Raw genomic sequence first — 14361 nt, forward strand, 5'->3', positions numbered from 1 at the left:
TGCTGGCTGTAAGCGAACCGATACCAGATTCACCCCGGAGAGTGACCTCTCCGGGGTGAGTGCGGTGATCAGTACGTGTAGAAGCCCTGCCCGCTCTTGCGCCCGATGTCACCGGCGTCCACCATCCGGCGCATCAGCTCCGGCGGGGCGAACTTCTCGTCCTGGGACTCGGTGTAGATGTTGCCGGTGGCGTGCAGCAGGATGTCGACCCCGGTCAGGTCGGCGGTGGCGAGCGGGCCCATGGCGTGGCCGAAGCCCAGCTTGCAGGCGATGTCGATGTCCTCGGCGGTGGCGACACCGGACTCGTACAGCTTGGTGGCCTCGACGACGAGCGCGGAGATCAGACGGGTCGTCACGAACCCGGCGACGTCGCGGTTGACGACGATGCAGGTCTTGCCGACGGACTCGGCGAACTCGCGGGCGGTGGCGAGGGTTTCGTCGCTGGTCTTGTAGCCGCGGACCAGCTCGACGAGCTGCATCATCGGCACCGGCGAGAAGAAGTGCACGCCGACGACCCGCTCCGGTCGCTCGGTGGCCGCGGCGATCTTGGTGATCGGGATGGCGGAGGTGTTGGAGGCGAGGACGGCCTCCGGGCGCACGATCTTGTCGAGCGCTCGGAAGATCTCGTGCTTGACCTCGAGCTTCTCGAAGACGGCCTCGACGACGAGGTCGGCGTCGGCGGCGGCGTCCAGATCGGTGGTGGGCGTGATCCGGGCGAGGGCGGCTTCGGCGTCCTCGGCCGCCAGTTTGCCCTTGCTCACGAACTTGTCGTACGACGCCTTGATGCCGTCGGTACCGCGGGTGAGTGCCTCGTCGGTGACGTCGCGCAGGACGACGTCCCAGCCCGCCTGCGCGGAGACCTGGGCGATGCCGGACCCCATGAGACCGGCCCCGATGACGGCGAGCTTCCGTGCCACTGTGCGACTCCCCTGATACGCGCTGTCGTCAGGCCCCGGCGTCCCGTCCCCTCGTCCGCTCGGAGGGTGCGCCCGGCGCCTCGGGCCTGTACTCACCGAGGCGCCACCGGGCAGGGGGAGGGTCGCGCAGGGGCCAACTTCTCTCCGGCGGACACTAGCGCCCGTGAGGGGCGGCGCGGCGGAGTTAGTAACGCGTTTCACGTCTCACGGGGTGAGACGCCGGTCACGTCCGGTCGCGGAGGCCGGGCGCCCATATCCCGGGATCGCAGACCTGTCGGACATATGAGGTCGATTGACATCGCGTCAGCCGGGCGACTACGACGTGTACGGACAACGGGGAGGTCTGGGTGAAGTGGCCGCATCGACGTACGGCGAGACAGTCGCCGAGGACAAGCCGAAGCTCGAAGAGCTGGAGGCCGCGCTCCCGGCGATGACGCGATGGCGTGTGCCCGGTGGACGCCGTGTGGACTGGGCCACGCTCGAGGCGGCCCTGGGGACGGCGCTGCCCTCCGACTTCCGGGCGCTGGCGGAGGCGTACCCGGTGCTGGCCATCGACGACTTCCTCGCGGTGTCCGTTCCGACACCCGGCACCGAGGCGTTATGGGCGTCCGAGTCCAGGAACGACGAGATCCTCCAGGATCTGTACGAGATGGGCGACATCGAGGACTACGTCCCCTTTCCTGAGCCGGGAGGCCTGATCTCCTGGGCGTCGTCCAATTCGGGGGACTCCTTCTACTGGAAGACGAGCCCCGCGGACCCGGATGCCTGGCCGGTGGTCGTCCGCACGGACAACGCCGACTGGATCGAGTTCCCGGTCGGCGCCGTCGAGTTCCTGGCCGGCGTGTACGGGCGCACCATCGACGTGCCGGGCATGCCCCGCAACTTCCCCGGCGACGACCCGCAGGTGCTGGGCCTGAGCGACGACACCGACTGATCGGCGGCTTAGCGTCACGCCACCCCCGGCTTGGCCGCGCATTCGAACCACACCGTCTTGCCGCCGCCGGTGCGGTGGGGCGTCACCCCCCACCGGTCCGTGACCGCCTCGACCAGCAGCAGCCCGCGCCCGCCCTCGGCGAGCAACTCCCCGCTCACCCGCACCGGCAGCCGCGCACAGCTGTCGGACACCTCCACGCGCACCGCACCCGGCAGCAGCAGGATGCAGATCCCGCAGCGGCGGCCGGGCACGTGCCGGACGACGTTCGTCAGCAGCTCCGTGAGCGCCAGTTCGGCGTCGTCGGCCAGATCCGGCAGGCCCGCGCGCAGCAGGTACATCCGCAGGATGCGGCGCAGATGCCGCACCGAGTGCCCGCCCAGCCCGAACTGGGCGCGGTAGTGCGGCTGAAGGTCCGTCGTCCGCGGACCGGGTACGTCGTTCATGCCACCACCGTGCGACGGATCGCATACGCTCGACTACGCAGCGAAATCAACGCCGTGAGGTGTTGCAGGCCGGAGGTACGACGTGGCCAACGTCCAGAGTCTCGATCCCACCGCTTCCCCGCTCGACTACTACGGCTGGGAACTGCGCCGCCACCGCGAGGCCGCCGGCCTGAGCCAGGGCCAGCTCGGCGAGATCATCTTCTGTACCGGGTCACTGATCGGCCAGATCGAGACGACGAGAAAGGTCCCCACGCGGGACTTCTCCGAGCGGGTGGACGCTGCGCTGGGCACGGACGGGTTGTTCTCGCGGCTGATCGGGCTGGTGCTGCGGAGTCAACTGCCCACGTGGTTCCAGCCGTTCGCGGCCATGGAGGCGAAGGCGACCTATATCTGCGCTTACCAGGCGCAGTTGGTGTATGGCCTGCTCCAGACGGAGGAGTACGCGCGGGCCGTGCTCGCCACCGGCATGCCCGAGGACGTGGACGGCTTGGTGGCGGCCCGTATGGAGCGCCAGCGGATTCTGGAGCGGGAGCAGCCGCCGCTCGCCTGGGTGGTGCTGGACGAGGCCGTACTGCTCCGCCCGATGGGCGGCCGGGAGGTCATGCGGCGGCAACTCGCCCGACTGTTGGAGCTCACAGATCACCGTTGGGTGCACATCCAGGTGCTGCCGAACTCGGCAGGCGCACACGCCAGCCTGGCGGGGTCGTTCACGGTCATGCGCTTCACCGACGACCCGGACATCGTCTACACGGAGGACCTGATCTCCGGCCACATGACCGCCAGCCCAGAGATCGTCAAGGACGGAACGCTCCGTTACGCTCGCTTGCAGGCCGCGGCCCTCTCCGTGGAGGATTCGGCGGCACTGATCGCCCGCGTGATGGAGGAACGCTATGGAGACCGCTCCCAGCCTGAGGAACGCGCAGTGGCGTAAGTCCAGCTACAGCGGAAACACCGGCGGCGAGTGCCTCGAGGTCGCCGACAACCACCCCGGCACCGTCCCCGTCCGGGACAGCAAGAACCCCGCCGGTCCCGTCCTGCTCATCGGCGGAGCCGCCTGGCAGGCGTTCGTCGACGGGCTGCGCTAACCCTCGCGCACCGCATACCTCAGCACCCGCTCACTCAGCAGCTCCTCGACCTCGTCGAGGAGCTGAAGCGTTTCCCGGGACACCTCCGCCGGCTTCCGCTCCTTCAGCATCGCGCGGCCGATGGACGCGAACACCGTCGCGTAGATCCAGCAGATCTGGCCGGCCATCAGGTCCGGCAGCGGGTCGTCCTCGGCGGCGCCGGTCTCCTCGCACAGGGCCGTCCGCAGGTTGTCGTGGCTGTCCTGCTGAAGAGCCCACAACCGGGAGCGCAGCGTAGGCGCCTCCTGGATGACGCGCATGAAGCGGCTGTAGCCCTCCATCAGGCCGACGCGCGGTGAGACGGCCTCGACCTCCTCGCGCAGTTCCCGCAGGACGGCGCGCGCGGCGGACTCCCCCACGTCCCGGCCCCGGACCCAGCGGGCCAGCCGGTCGACGACGCCGGCCGAGCGGTCCAGGAAGAGGTCCTCCTTGGCGGGGAAGTAGTTGTAGACGGTGTTGACGGAGACGTTCGCCGCGTCGGCGATCTCCGCGACCGTCACCGCCTCGAAGCCGCGCTCCAGGAACAGACCCGTGGCGACATCCGAGATGTACTGCCGGGTCTGCCGCTTCTTCCGCTCCCTGAGCCCTTCTGCCATGCCCCCATCCTAGCTTTGCTGGCCGCACTGGAAATTTGGAGTCGTTGCAAAATTTCAGGGACTCTGTTTTTCTGGTCGCATGCCAGCAGTCATCAGCGCGAGCGGACTCGCGCGCACCTTCACGACCAAACACGGCCCCGTCGAGGCCGTACGCGGCATCGACCTGACCGTCCGCGACGGCGAGATCCTGGGCTTCCTCGGGCCCAACGGCGCCGGGAAGACCACCACCCTGCGCATGCTGACCACCCTGCTGAAGCCGACCGGCGGCAGCGCCACCGTCGCCGGGCACGACCTGGCGACCGACCCGGTCGGCGTGCGCCGGGCCTGCGGTTACGTCGCCCAGTCCGGCGGCGTCGACCCGCAGATCGGGGTGCGGGAGGAGCTCGTCACACAGGGGCGGCTGTACCGGCTGAGCAAGAGTGAAGCCCTCTCGCGCGCCGGCGAACTCGCCCGCGACCTCGGCCTCACCGAGCTGCTCGACCGCAGGTGCGGCGCGCTCTCCGGCGGTCAGCGGCGCCGCCTCGACATCGCGATGGCGCTCACCCACCGCCCGCGCGCGCTCTTCCTCGACGAGCCGACCACCGGGCTCGACCCCGCCAGCCGCGCCGACCTGTGGGACCTGGTGCGACGGCTGCGCGACGAGCACGGCACGACCGTCTTCCTCACCACGCACTACCTGGACGAGGCCGACGCCCTGTCCGACCGCCTGGTCATCGTCGACAAGGGCACGGTCGTCGCCGAGGGCACGCCGAGCGCGCTCAAGCTCCGCTACGGCGGTTCGATCGACGCCACGCTCCAGGACACGTTCCTCGCCATCACCGGCCGCGGGCCCGCCCCGGCCGACGCCGCCCCCGTAGCCGTATAGGACACCCGGACAGATGCTGTTCCACGACACCGCACTCATCTACGGCCGCTATCTGCGCCAGACCCTGCGCTCCCGCTTCGCGATGCTCTTCGGCGCACTGATGCCGCTGCTGTACCTGCTGCTCTTCGGGCCGCTGCTCACCGATCTGCCGCTGGGCGGCAAGGGCAGCTCGTGGCAGGTTCTGGTGCCGGGCCTGCTGCTCCAACTCGGTCTCTTCGGGGCGCTGTTCGCGGGCTTCATGATCATCCTGGAGAACGGGCAGGGCATCGTGGAGCGGATGCGGGTCACGCCCGTCAGCCGGCTCGCGCTGCTGCTGGGCCGGGTCCTGCGGGACGCCACCGTGTTCGTCTTCCAGGCGGTGCTGCTGGTGCTCGCGGCGCTGCCGATGGGGCTGCGGGCTCCCCTGCCCGGCGTCCTCATCGGCTTCGCCTTCGTCGCGCTGCTCACCGTGTCGCTGGCGTCGCTGTCGTACGCGGTGGCGATGAAGGTGCGCACCCCGCAGGAGTTCGGGCCGCTGATCAACGCCGTCTCCATGCCGTCGATGCTGCTGTCCGGCCTGATGCTGCCGATGACCCTGGCCCCGGACTGGCTGGACATCCTGTCCCACTTCGTACCGTTCCGCTACCTGGTGGACGCCATGCGCGACGCCTACGTCGGCCAGTACGCCACCGCGCACATGCTGTACGGCGTCCTGGTGGCCGTCGGATTCGCGGCGCTCGCCGTGACAGTGGGCACACGAGTGTTCCGGAAGGCCGGCGCGTAACTACGCTGGCCGCATGGTCAATCTGACGCGCATCTACACCAGGACCGGCGACCAGGGCACCACCGCCCTCGGCGACATGAGCCGGGTCCACAAGACCGACCTGCGCATCGCCGCGTACGCCGACGCCAACGAGGCCAACGCGGTGATCGGCACGGCGATCGCGCTGGGCAACCTCGGTCAGGAGGTCGTCAAGGTCCTCACCCGCGTGCAGAACGACCTGTTCGACGTGGGCGCGGACCTGTCGACGCCGGTGGTGGAGAACCCGGAGTTCCCGCCGCTCAGGGTCGAGCAGTTCTACATCGACCGCCTGGAGGCGGACTGCGACCGCTTCAACGAGCAGCTCGAGAAGCTGCGCTCCTTCATCCTCCCGGGCGGCACCGCGGGCGCGGCCCTGCTCCACCAGGCGTGCACGGTCGTACGCCGCGCGGAGCGCTCGACATGGGCGGCCCTGGAGGCCCACGGAGACGTCATGAACCCCCTGACGGCGACGTACCTCAACCGCCTCTCCGACCTCCTCTTCATCCTCGCCCGCACGGCGAACAAGGAGACCGGCGACGTGCTGTGGGTCCCGGGGGGCGAGCGCTAGGCTCCGCCAGGCACGTCCGAAGGCCGTCCGAGGATATCTGCCAGCACATCCTCCAGGGATGCACGTGATACGTCGCGCTCCGCCTCCAGGGTGCGCTAGCGCCTCGCGCGCGAGCAGCTCGTCGGCCGCCCCCTCGAGCGCATCGAAGTCCGCCGGGTCGTCCATGGCGCCACCGTATGCGGACGCGGGCCTCGTCAGTCGGATCGGGCCGGCGCCCGCTTCGGGAACAGCGTGTAGCTCGCCGCGATCACCACGTTGATGCCGATCAGTCACACCATCCGCATCTGCCAGGCGCGCAGTGAACCCGTGTCGCCGTCGTCGCCGACGTACCAGACGGCCGCCTGGAGCAGGGCCAGGGCGACCATGGACGCCAGGACCCAGCGGCCCGCGACCTTCCACTCGTGGACGGCGCGGGCCGCGCCGTACTTCGGCGGCCGCACCGGCGGCGGGCCGCCCGCGAAACGGTGGGCCACCCGGGCGTCGGCCCACTTGATCGTCGCGTGCCCGAGTCCCACCGTGAAGCCGATGTACACCGCCGCCAGCCCGTGCCGCCAGTCCGGCTGGGCGCCGTTCTTGAGGTCGATCGCGGTGACGGCGAACAGCACGACCTCCAGCAGCGGCTCGCACAGCAGCAGCGCCAGGCCCGTGCGCGGCATCCTCAGGCCGTAGCGGAAGGCCAGCCCGGCCGCGAGCAGCACCCAGAAGGCCACCTCGCAGGCGATGATCAACCCGACGATCACGGTTCGCTCCCTTCGTTCGTCCCTCCAGGCTTCCGCCGCCCGGCGCCGTTTTCGTCGTCGCCGGAGACGAACTCGCGGTACATCGAAAGATGCAGTCCGGGACCCTTCCCGGGGTGCACGCGTGGGGGTCACGGGCCGTGTTGGATAAGGGCATGGCCGTGACACTCCCCCGACCGCACCGGTTCGACGTGTACGTCGCCGTCGCCGGGCTGCTCGGCGGGGTCGTGATGTGGGCGCTCGGCCTGTACACCTCGGGCAGCGGGGTGCTGTCGTCCACGTGGGGGCTGATCTCGCTGGCGGTGATGGCGGCCCTGGAGCTGCTGCGCCGCACCCGGCCGCAGTTCGCCCTGGCGGTGGGCTCCCTGGCGCTCGTCTTCGACATGTTCACCACGGGCAACGCGGCCACCATCCTGATGTACACCGATCTCGCCTACGCCGCCGTGCTGTACGGCTCACCGGCCGCCGCCCGGCGGGTCCCGGTCGTCACCGGGCTGGCCAGCGTCGGCGTCACGCTCGGCTTCCTGATCTGGTGGCGCAGCCCGCAGGCGCTGTTCGTCGGCCTCGGCGCGGCCGTGGTGTCCTTCGCCCCGGCCGCCACCGGGGCGCTGGTGCGCAACCACCGCGACGCCGCCGAAGCCGCCCGGCTGCGGGCCGAGCAGACCGCGCTGCTGGCCGAGCTGGACCGGACGCAGGCCGTCACGGCGGAGCGGGCGCGCGTCGCGCGGGAGCTGCACGACCTCGTCGCCAATCACCTGTCGGCCATCGCCATCCACTCCACCGCCGCCCTGTCCATCGACGACCCGGCGACCACCCGGGAGGCGCTGGCCGTCATCCGGGAGAACAGCGTCGACGGGCTGGCCGAGATGCGGCGGCTGATCGGCATCCTGCGCGACGGCAGCGGCGATCACGAACCGGCCGCCGCGCCCACCCTGGACAGACTCGGCGCGCTCGTCGAGGCGGCCCGCGCGGGCGGACTCGACGTCCGCCTGGACGCCGGGCACGGCCCGCTGCCCGCACCGGTCGGCCTCGCCGCCTACCGCATCGTCCAGGAGTCCCTGACCAACGCCCTCAAGCACGCCTCCGCCGGCCGGGTCACCGTGTCGCTGGCCCGCCGGGACCACCGCCTCGACGTCACCGTGACCAGCCCCTACGACGGTCACTCCGGTCCCCGCGCCCCCGGCGCCGGCGCCGGGCTCGTCGGCATGCGGGAGCGGACCTCCCTGCTCGGCGGGGCGTTTACGGCCGGGCCCGAGGGCGCCGTCTGGGTCGTACACGCGACTCTGCCCCTGTCGGAGGGAGGCCCGCGGTGATCCGTGTCCTCGTCGCCGAGGACCAGTCCGCCGTGCGCGCCGGGCTGGTGCTCATCCTGCGCAGCGCGCCCGGAATCGAGGTCGCAGGGGAGGCGGAGGACGGGGAACGGGCGGTGGCGCTGGCCCGGGAGCTGCGGCCGGACGTGGTGCTGATGGACGTCCAGATGCCGCGTCTGGACGGGGTGTCGGCGACCCGGCAGGTGGTGGCGGAGGGGCTCGCGGACGTCCTCGTGCTGACCACCTTCGACCTCGACGCGTACGTCTTCGGCGCGCTGCGCGCGGGCGCGGCCGGGTTCCTGCTGAAGAGCGCCGAGGCGAGCGACCTCATCGAGGCGGTGCGCACGGTGGCCCGCGGGGAAGGGATCGTCGCGCCCGCGGTCACCCGGCGGCTGATCGCCGAGTTCGCGGCCAGGCCGACGCGGGAGGCAAGGACCGATCCGGCCGTTCTCGACGTCCTCACCCGGCGCGAGCGCGAGGTGCTGTCCTGTCTCGGGCAGGGGCTGTCGAACGCGGGGATCGCCGAGCGGCTGGAGATGGCCGAGGCGACGGTGAAGACGCACGTCAGCCGACTGCTGGGCAAGCTGGAGCTGCGCAGCCGGGTGCAAGCGGCGGTGCTCGCGCAGGAGTTGGGGATCTAGAGCACCTTCCGCCAACTGGTCCAGACCTATTGACCCGTGGTCCAGACCTTTCTATTCTCGCGGCACCGTGGCATGAAGGCTCAGTCATGCCCCTGACATCCCCACATACAGAGGAGGCGCTCCATGCGCTTCAGACACCGGGCCGCGGCAGGGTTCGCGACCCTGCTGCTCCCCCTGGCCGGCCTCGTCGGCCTCGCGGGTCCCGCCCAGGCAGCGGGCAACGCGACGGCGACCTTCACCAAGACCAGCGACTGGGGCACCGGCTTCGGCGGCCAGTGGACCGTCAAGAACACCGGCACCAGCAGCATCAGCTCCTGGACCATCGAGTGGGACTTCCCCACCGGCACGTCCGTCACCTCCGCCTGGGACGCCGACGTCACCTCCTCCGGCACCCACTGGACCGCGAAGAACAAGTCCTACAACGGCACCATCGCCCCCGGCGCCGCCGTCTCCTTCGGCTTCAACGGCGCCGGCCCGGGCTCCCCGTCCAACTGCAAGCTCAACGGCGACAGTTGCGACGGCACCACCGTCCCGGGTGACGCGGCGCCCTCCGCGCCGGGCACCCCGACCGCCTCCTCCGTGACCGACACCTCGGCGAAGATCGGCTGGGGCGCGGCCACCGACGACAAGGGCGTCAAGAACTACGACGTGCTGCGCGACGGCGCCAAGGTCGCGACGGTGACGACCACGTCGTACACCGACACCGGGCTGAGCGCCGGCACCGACTACTCCTACACCGTGCAGGCCCGCGACACCGCCGACCAGACCGGCCCGGTCAGCGGCGCGGTCAAGGTGCACACCACCGGCGGCACCACCACTCCCCCGCCCACCGGCGGCGGCAAGGTCAAGCTCGGCTACTTCACCGAGTGGGGCATCTACGGCCGCAACTACAACGTCAAGAACCTGGTGACCTCCGGCTCCGCCGCCAAGATCACCCACATCAACTACGCCTTCGGCAACGTCACCAACGGCCAGTGCGCCATCGGCGACTCCTACGCCGACTACGACAAGGCCTTCACCGCCGACCAGTCCGTCAGCGGCGTCGCCGACACCTGGGACCAGCCGCTGCGGGGCAACTTCAACCAGCTCCGCGAGCTGAAGGCGAAGTACCCGAACATCAAGGTGCTCTGGTCCTTCGGCGGCTGGACCTGGTCCGGCGGCTTCGGCCAGGCGGCGCAGAACCCGGCCGCGTTCGCCCAGTCCTGCTACAACCTGGTCGAGGACCCGCGCTGGGCCGACGTCTTCGACGGCATCGACATCGACTGGGAGTACCCGAACGCCTGCGGCCTGTCCTGTGACACCTCGGGCGCCGCGGCCTTCAAGAACGTGATGTCCGCGCTGCGCGCCAAGTTCGGCGCGAACAACCTGGTCACCGCCGCGGTCACCGCGGACGGCTCGGCCGGCGGCAAGATCGAGGCCGCCGACTACGCGGGCGCCTCCCAGTACGTCGACTGGTACAACGTGATGACGTACGACTTCTTCGGCGCCTGGGACGCCAAGGGCCCGACCGCCCCGCACTCCCCGCTCACCTCGTACAGCGGCATCCCGAAGGCGGGCTTCACCACCGCCGACGCGATGGCCAAGTTCAAGGCGATCGGGGTGCCCGCGAACAAGCTGCTCATCGGCATCGGCTTCTACGGCCGCGGCTGGACCGGCGTCACCCAGGACGCCCCGGGCGGCACCGCCACGGGACCTGCGGCCGGCACCTACGAGCAGGGCATCGAGGACTACAAGGTCCTCAAGACGTCCTGCCCGGCCACCGGCACGATCGCCGGCACCGCGTACGCCCACTGCGGCAGCAACTGGTGGTCCTACGACACCCCCGCCACCATCGGCTCCAAGATGAGCTGGGCCAAGAACCAGGGACTCGGCGGCGCGTTCTTCTGGGAGTTCAGCGGTGACACCGCGAACGGCGAGCTGGTGAACGCGATCAGCAGCAACCTGTAACCGCAACCGCGATGACGCCCGTTCACCCTCCCTCAGCTTCGTCCGGGGGAGGGTGAATGTGGCTACGCCACATTCACTCGCTGTCCGGGCGGGGCTGCCTCCAGCCACGCGAGGAAACCGGTCAGCGCGTCTTCGCTCATCGCGAGTTCGAGGCGCGTGCCCTGATGGAGACAGACGAGGATCATGGCGTCGGACAGCAGCGCCAGCTCCTCCTCACCCTCCGGCAGCCGGCGTCCCGCCACCTCGATGGAGCCGCGCTCCAGGACCCGGCGCGGACGCGGGGCGTAGGAGAAGACCCGGAACCAGGCGACGCGGTCGCCGCTGTACCGGGCCACCCCGTACGACCAGCCTTTTCCGCTCGTGTCGGGATTCTCCGCCACGTCCCAGCGCAGGCTGCAGTCGAAGGTGCCCCCGGAGCGCTGGATCAGCCTGCGCCGCAGACCGAAGACGAACAGACCCAGTACCACGAGGGCAACGACGACTCCGCACACAGTCAGAGCGAGGACCATCGACTACCGACCTCCTCGACTCCAAGGTAACGGAACGGAAAAAACATCCAGATCTGCCTCAGCCGCGGTCGGCTCCGGATCACTCCGGTGCCGACCGCGGCTGAGTAGGTCATCGTAAGGCGTGCTCGCGTCTCAGCGGGCCGTCGCCGCACGCAGTCGTACGTCGGCGCGGCGCTGGGCCGTGGCATCGCCCTCCGCCTTCGCGCGCTCGAGCTCTCGCTCCACGCGCTGGACGTCGATCTCGTCGGACAGCTCGGCGATCTCCGCGAGCAGCGACAGCTTGTTGTCGGCGAACGAGATGAAACCGCCGTGCACCGCGGCGACGACCGTCCCTCCCTCGCTCGTCCGGATGGTCACCGGGCCCGACTCCAGCACACCGAGCAGCGGCTGGTGACCGGGCATGACGCCGATGTCGCCGGACGTGGTGCGCGCGACGACCAGGGTGGCCTCGCCGGACCAGACCTGACGGTCGGCGGCGACCAGCTCGACATGCAGCTCAGCAGCCAAGGGTGGCTCCTCGGGTCACCACCCGGCGGTTCTGCCGGGTGTTGGGGTCAATTCTACGGGGCGTGCGTGAGGGGGCGGGACGCGCCCGCCCCCTCACACCGAACTCAGGGAGTTCAGGAGACGCCCAGCTCCTTGGCGTTGGCCTTGAGGTCCTCGAGGCCACCGCACATGAAGAACGCCTGCTCGGGGAAGTGGTCGTACTCACCGTCGCAGATCGCGTTGAACGCGGCGATCGACTCGTCGAGCGGCACGTCCGAGCCGTCCACGCCGGTGAACTGCTTGGCGACGTGGGTGTTCTGGGACAGGAAGCGCTCCACACGACGGGCACGGTGGACGACGAGCTTGTCCTCCTCGCCGAGCTCGTCGATACCGAGGATCGCGATGATGTCCTGGAGGTCCTTGTACTTCTGCAGGATGTTCTTCACGCGCATGGCCGCGTTGTAGTGGTCCGCAGAGATGTAGCGCGGGTCCAGGATCCGGGACGTGGAGTCCAGCGGGTCCACGGCCGGGTAGATGCCCTTCTCGGAGATCGGACGGGACAGAACCGTCGTCGCGTCGAGGTGGGCGAAGGTGGTCGCCGGGGCCGGGTCGGTCAGGTCGTCGGCGGGGACGTAGATCGCCTGCATCGAGGTGATCGAGTGACCGCGGGTCGACGTGATGCGCTCCTGGAGGAGGCCCATCTCGTCGGCCAGGTTCGGCTGGTAACCCACCGCGGACGGCATACGGCCGAGCAGCGTGGAGACCTCGGAACCGGCCTGCGTGAAGCGGAAGATGTTGTCGATGAAGAACAGCACGTCCTGCTTCTGGACGTCACGGAAGTACTCGGCCATGGTCAGGCCGGCCAGCGCGACGCGCAGACGGGTGCCCGGCGGCTCGTCCATCTGACCGAAGACCAGAGCGGTCTTGTCGATGACGCCCGAGTCGGACATCTCCTCGATCAGGTCGTTGCCCTCACGGGTGCGCTCACCGACACCGGCGAACACGGAGACACCGTCGTGGTTGTTGGCGACACGGTAGATCATCTCCTGGATGAGCACCGTCTTGCCGACGCCGGCGCCGCCGAACAGGCCGATCTTGCCGCCCTTGACGTACGGGGTCAGCAGGTCGATGACCTTGACGCCGGTCTCGAACATCTCGGTCTTCGACTCGAGTTCGTCGAAGTTCGGCGCCTTGCGGTGGATCGGCCAGCGCTCGCCGTCGTAAGTCTCGTCGACGTTCAGCACCTCACCGAGGGTGTTGAACACCTTGCCCTTGGTGAAGTCGCCGACCGGGACGGAGATGGCGGAGCCGGTGTCCGTCACCGGGGCCTGGCGGACCAGGCCGTCGGTGGGCTGCATGGAGATGGTGCGGACCAGGCCGTCACCCAGGTGCTGGGCGACCTCCAGGGTCAGGATCTTCTTCGCGCCCTCGTTCGCCGGGTCGGCGACCTCGACGTGCAGGGCGTTGTAGATCTCCGGCATCGCGTCGACGGGGAACTCCACGTCGACGACCGGGCCGATGACCCGGGCGACGCGGCCCGTAGCCGTCGCGGTCTCAACAGTGGTGGTCATTTATCGGTCACTCCCCGCGGTCGCGTCGGCGAGGGCGCTCGCGCCACCGACGATCTCGCTGATTTCCTGGGTGATTTCGGCCTGGCGGGCCGCGTTGGCAAGACGGGAGAGCGTGTTGATCAGCTCGCCCGCGTTGTCGGTGGCCGACTTCATCGCGCGCCGCGTGGCGGCGTGCTTCGAAGCGGCCGACTGGAGCAGCGCGTTGTAGATACGGCTTTCCACGTAGCGCGGAAGCAGGGCGTCGAGGACGTCCTCCGCCGACGGCTCGAAGTCGTACAGCGGGAGGATCTCGCCCTGCGGCTTGACCTCCTCGGCGACCTCTTCGAGACGCAGCGGAAGCAGCCGGGCGTCGAGCGCCGTCTGCGTCATCATCGAGACGAACTCGGTGAAGACGATGTGGAGCTCGTCCACACCACCCTCGGCCGTGTCCTTCTCGATCGCCTCGATCAGGGGCGCCGCGACCTTCTTGGCGTCCGCGTACGACGGCTCGTCGGTGAAGCCCGTCCACGACTCCGCGATCGTGCGCTCACGGAAGTTGTAGTGGGCGACACCGCGCCGGCCGACGATGTACGTGTCGACCTGCTTGCCCTCGCGCTCCAGGCGCTCGGTCAGCTGCTCCGCGGCCTTGATGGCGTTGGAGTTGAAGGCGCCGGCCAGACCGCGGTCGCTCGTGAGGAGCAGGACCGCGGCACGGCTCGGGTTGTCCGCCTCCGTGGTGAGCGGGTGCTTGGTGTTCGAACCCGTACCGACGGCCGTGACGGCCCGCGTCAGCTCGGTCGCGTAGGGAGTGGAGGCCGCCACCTTGCGCTGCGCCTTGACGACGCGCGAGGCGGCGATCATCTCCATCGCCTTCGTGATCTTCTTGGTCGCGGTGACGGATCGGATGCGACGCTTGTAGACCCGGAGCTGGGCTCCCATGAGTCAGGTCCCTT

Annotated in this window: 16 protein-coding genes and 1 pseudogene; 9 read left to right on the plus strand and 8 right to left on the minus strand. The window is 69.7% G+C overall.

Going from position 1 to position 14361, the window contains the following annotated elements:
- Positions 1-68 precede the first annotated feature (68 nt).
- Entirely contained in the window at positions 69-917 is an 849-nt protein-coding gene (locus AB0J12_RS03425) for a 3-hydroxyacyl-CoA dehydrogenase family protein (protein ID WP_363262474.1), read from the minus strand.
- A gap of 352 nt (positions 918-1269) precedes the next feature.
- Between AB0J12_RS03425 and AB0J12_RS03430 the strand changes: the two genes are divergently transcribed.
- Positions 1270-1851 (plus strand): SMI1/KNR4 family protein, encoded by a 582-nt coding sequence (locus tag AB0J12_RS03430; RefSeq protein WP_363262475.1) that lies wholly within the window; start codon positions 1270-1272, stop codon positions 1849-1851.
- 14 nt (positions 1852-1865) lie between these two features.
- Here the strand turns inward: AB0J12_RS03430 and AB0J12_RS03435 are convergent, their stop codons facing one another.
- Positions 1866-2294: an ATP-binding protein gene (locus tag AB0J12_RS03435; protein ID WP_363262476.1), complete on the minus strand. Its 429-nt coding sequence runs from the start codon at positions 2292-2294 to the stop codon at positions 1866-1868.
- 82 nt (positions 2295-2376) lie between these two features.
- Between AB0J12_RS03435 and AB0J12_RS03440 the strand changes: the two genes are divergently transcribed.
- Entirely contained in the window at positions 2377-3225 is an 849-nt protein-coding gene (locus AB0J12_RS03440; RefSeq protein ID WP_363262477.1) for a helix-turn-helix transcriptional regulator, read from the plus strand.
- Positions 3185-3379 (plus strand): DUF397 domain-containing protein, encoded by a 195-nt coding sequence (locus AB0J12_RS03445; RefSeq protein ID WP_363262478.1) that lies wholly within the window; start codon positions 3185-3187, stop codon positions 3377-3379. The genes AB0J12_RS03440 and AB0J12_RS03445 overlap by 41 nt, the downstream gene beginning before the upstream one ends.
- On the opposite strand, the gene AB0J12_RS03450 is transcribed toward AB0J12_RS03445, so the two are convergent.
- Entirely contained in the window at positions 3376-4014 is a 639-nt protein-coding gene (locus tag AB0J12_RS03450) for a helix-turn-helix domain-containing protein (protein ID WP_363262479.1), read from the minus strand. The genes AB0J12_RS03445 and AB0J12_RS03450 overlap by 4 nt on opposite strands.
- 79 nt (positions 4015-4093) lie before the next feature.
- On the opposite strand from AB0J12_RS03450, the gene AB0J12_RS03455 reads away from it, so the two are divergent.
- Genes AB0J12_RS03455 through AB0J12_RS03465 form a run of 3 tightly spaced genes read left to right on the plus strand, consistent with a single transcriptional unit; the run spans position 4094 to position 6228 of the window.
- A complete protein-coding gene (locus AB0J12_RS03455) occupies positions 4094-4879 on the plus strand; it encodes an ATP-binding cassette domain-containing protein (protein ID WP_363262480.1) in 786 nt (261 codons plus the stop codon).
- A gap of 13 nt (positions 4880-4892) precedes the next feature.
- On the plus strand, positions 4893-5642 hold the full coding sequence (locus AB0J12_RS03460; protein ID WP_363262482.1) for an ABC transporter permease: 750 nt from the start codon (positions 4893-4895) through the stop codon (positions 5640-5642).
- Between the two features lie 13 nt (positions 5643-5655).
- Complete coding sequence (locus AB0J12_RS03465) at positions 5656-6228, plus strand: cob(I)yrinic acid a,c-diamide adenosyltransferase (RefSeq protein ID WP_363262483.1); 573 nt, start codon at positions 5656-5658, stop codon at positions 6226-6228.
- A gap of 272 nt (positions 6229-6500) precedes the next feature.
- Here AB0J12_RS03465 and AB0J12_RS03470 read toward each other — a convergent pair.
- A pseudogene (locus AB0J12_RS03470) lies at positions 6501-6968 on the minus strand (hypothetical protein); the annotation flags it as partial.
- Positions 6969-7120: 152 nt separating this feature from the next.
- Between AB0J12_RS03470 and AB0J12_RS03475 the strand changes: the two are divergent.
- The 3 genes from AB0J12_RS03475 to AB0J12_RS03485 all read left to right on the plus strand — a co-directional run bounded on the left by AB0J12_RS03475 (position 7121) and on the right by AB0J12_RS03485 (position 10863).
- Positions 7121-8278 carry a histidine kinase gene (locus tag AB0J12_RS03475; protein ID WP_363262484.1) on the plus strand — a complete coding sequence of 386 codons (1158 nt, stop codon included), beginning with the start codon at positions 7121-7123 and terminating at the stop codon, positions 8276-8278.
- Complete coding sequence (locus AB0J12_RS03480) at positions 8275-8916, plus strand: response regulator transcription factor (protein ID WP_363262485.1); 642 nt, start codon at positions 8275-8277, stop codon at positions 8914-8916. The genes AB0J12_RS03475 and AB0J12_RS03480 overlap by 4 nt, the downstream gene beginning before the upstream one ends.
- Before the next feature lie 123 nt (positions 8917-9039).
- The gene (locus AB0J12_RS03485) at positions 9040-10863 is read left to right on the plus strand and encodes a glycoside hydrolase family 18 chitinase (RefSeq protein WP_363262486.1); all 1824 of its coding nucleotides are present in this window, start codon (positions 9040-9042) and stop codon (positions 10861-10863) included.
- Between the two features lie 62 nt (positions 10864-10925).
- On the opposite strand, the gene AB0J12_RS03490 is transcribed toward AB0J12_RS03485, so the two are convergent.
- The 4 genes from AB0J12_RS03490 to AB0J12_RS03505 form a co-directional block, all read right to left on the minus strand.
- Positions 10926-11372, minus strand: a complete 447-nt coding sequence (locus AB0J12_RS03490) for a DUF2550 domain-containing protein (protein WP_363262487.1) — start codon at positions 11370-11372, stop codon at positions 10926-10928.
- 132 nt (positions 11373-11504) lie between these two features.
- Entirely contained in the window at positions 11505-11879 is a 375-nt protein-coding gene (locus tag AB0J12_RS03495) for a F0F1 ATP synthase subunit epsilon (RefSeq protein WP_363262488.1), read from the minus strand.
- Between the two features lie 113 nt (positions 11880-11992).
- Positions 11993-13429 (minus strand): F0F1 ATP synthase subunit beta, encoded by a 1437-nt coding sequence (atpD, locus tag AB0J12_RS03500; RefSeq protein ID WP_363262489.1) that lies wholly within the window; start codon positions 13427-13429, stop codon positions 11993-11995.
- Positions 13430-14347, minus strand: coding sequence for a F0F1 ATP synthase subunit gamma (locus tag AB0J12_RS03505; RefSeq protein ID WP_363262490.1), 918 nt, complete (start codon positions 14345-14347; stop codon positions 13430-13432).
- Positions 14348-14361 lie beyond the last annotated feature (14 nt).

It is taken from the genome of Streptomyces sp. NPDC049915, assembly GCF_040656475.1.
Classification (GTDB): Bacteria; Actinomycetota; Actinomycetes; order Streptomycetales; family Streptomycetaceae; genus Streptomyces.

What these genes read in the sequence shown, in the direction of transcription:
- AB0J12_RS03435 (WP_363262476.1), bottom strand. Translation starts at nt 2,294, where the DNA reads ATGAACGACGTACCCGGTCCGCGGACGACGGACCTTCAGCCGCACTAC.
- AB0J12_RS03445 (WP_363262478.1), top strand. Translation starts at nt 3,185, where the DNA reads ATGGAGACCGCTCCCAGCCTGAGGAACGCGCAGTGGCGTAAGTCCAGC.
- AB0J12_RS03450 (WP_363262479.1), bottom strand. Translation starts at nt 4,014, where the DNA reads ATGGCAGAAGGGCTCAGGGAGCGGAAGAAGCGGCAGACCCGGCAGTAC.
- AB0J12_RS03455 (WP_363262480.1), top strand. Translation starts at nt 4,094, where the DNA reads ATGCCAGCAGTCATCAGCGCGAGCGGACTCGCGCGCACCTTCACGACC.
- AB0J12_RS03460 (WP_363262482.1), top strand. Translation starts at nt 4,893, where the DNA reads ATGCTGTTCCACGACACCGCACTCATCTACGGCCGCTATCTGCGCCAG.
- AB0J12_RS03465 (WP_363262483.1), top strand. Translation starts at nt 5,656, where the DNA reads ATGGTCAATCTGACGCGCATCTACACCAGGACCGGCGACCAGGGCACC.
- AB0J12_RS03475 (WP_363262484.1), top strand. Translation starts at nt 7,121, where the DNA reads ATGGCCGTGACACTCCCCCGACCGCACCGGTTCGACGTGTACGTCGCC.
- AB0J12_RS03485 (WP_363262486.1), top strand. Translation starts at nt 9,040, where the DNA reads ATGCGCTTCAGACACCGGGCCGCGGCAGGGTTCGCGACCCTGCTGCTC.
- AB0J12_RS03490 (WP_363262487.1), bottom strand. Translation starts at nt 11,372, where the DNA reads ATGGTCCTCGCTCTGACTGTGTGCGGAGTCGTCGTTGCCCTCGTGGTA.
- atpD (WP_363262489.1), bottom strand. Translation starts at nt 13,429, where the DNA reads ATGACCACCACTGTTGAGACCGCGACGGCTACGGGCCGCGTCGCCCGG.
- AB0J12_RS03505 (WP_363262490.1), bottom strand. Translation starts at nt 14,347, where the DNA reads ATGGGAGCCCAGCTCCGGGTCTACAAGCGTCGCATCCGATCCGTCACC.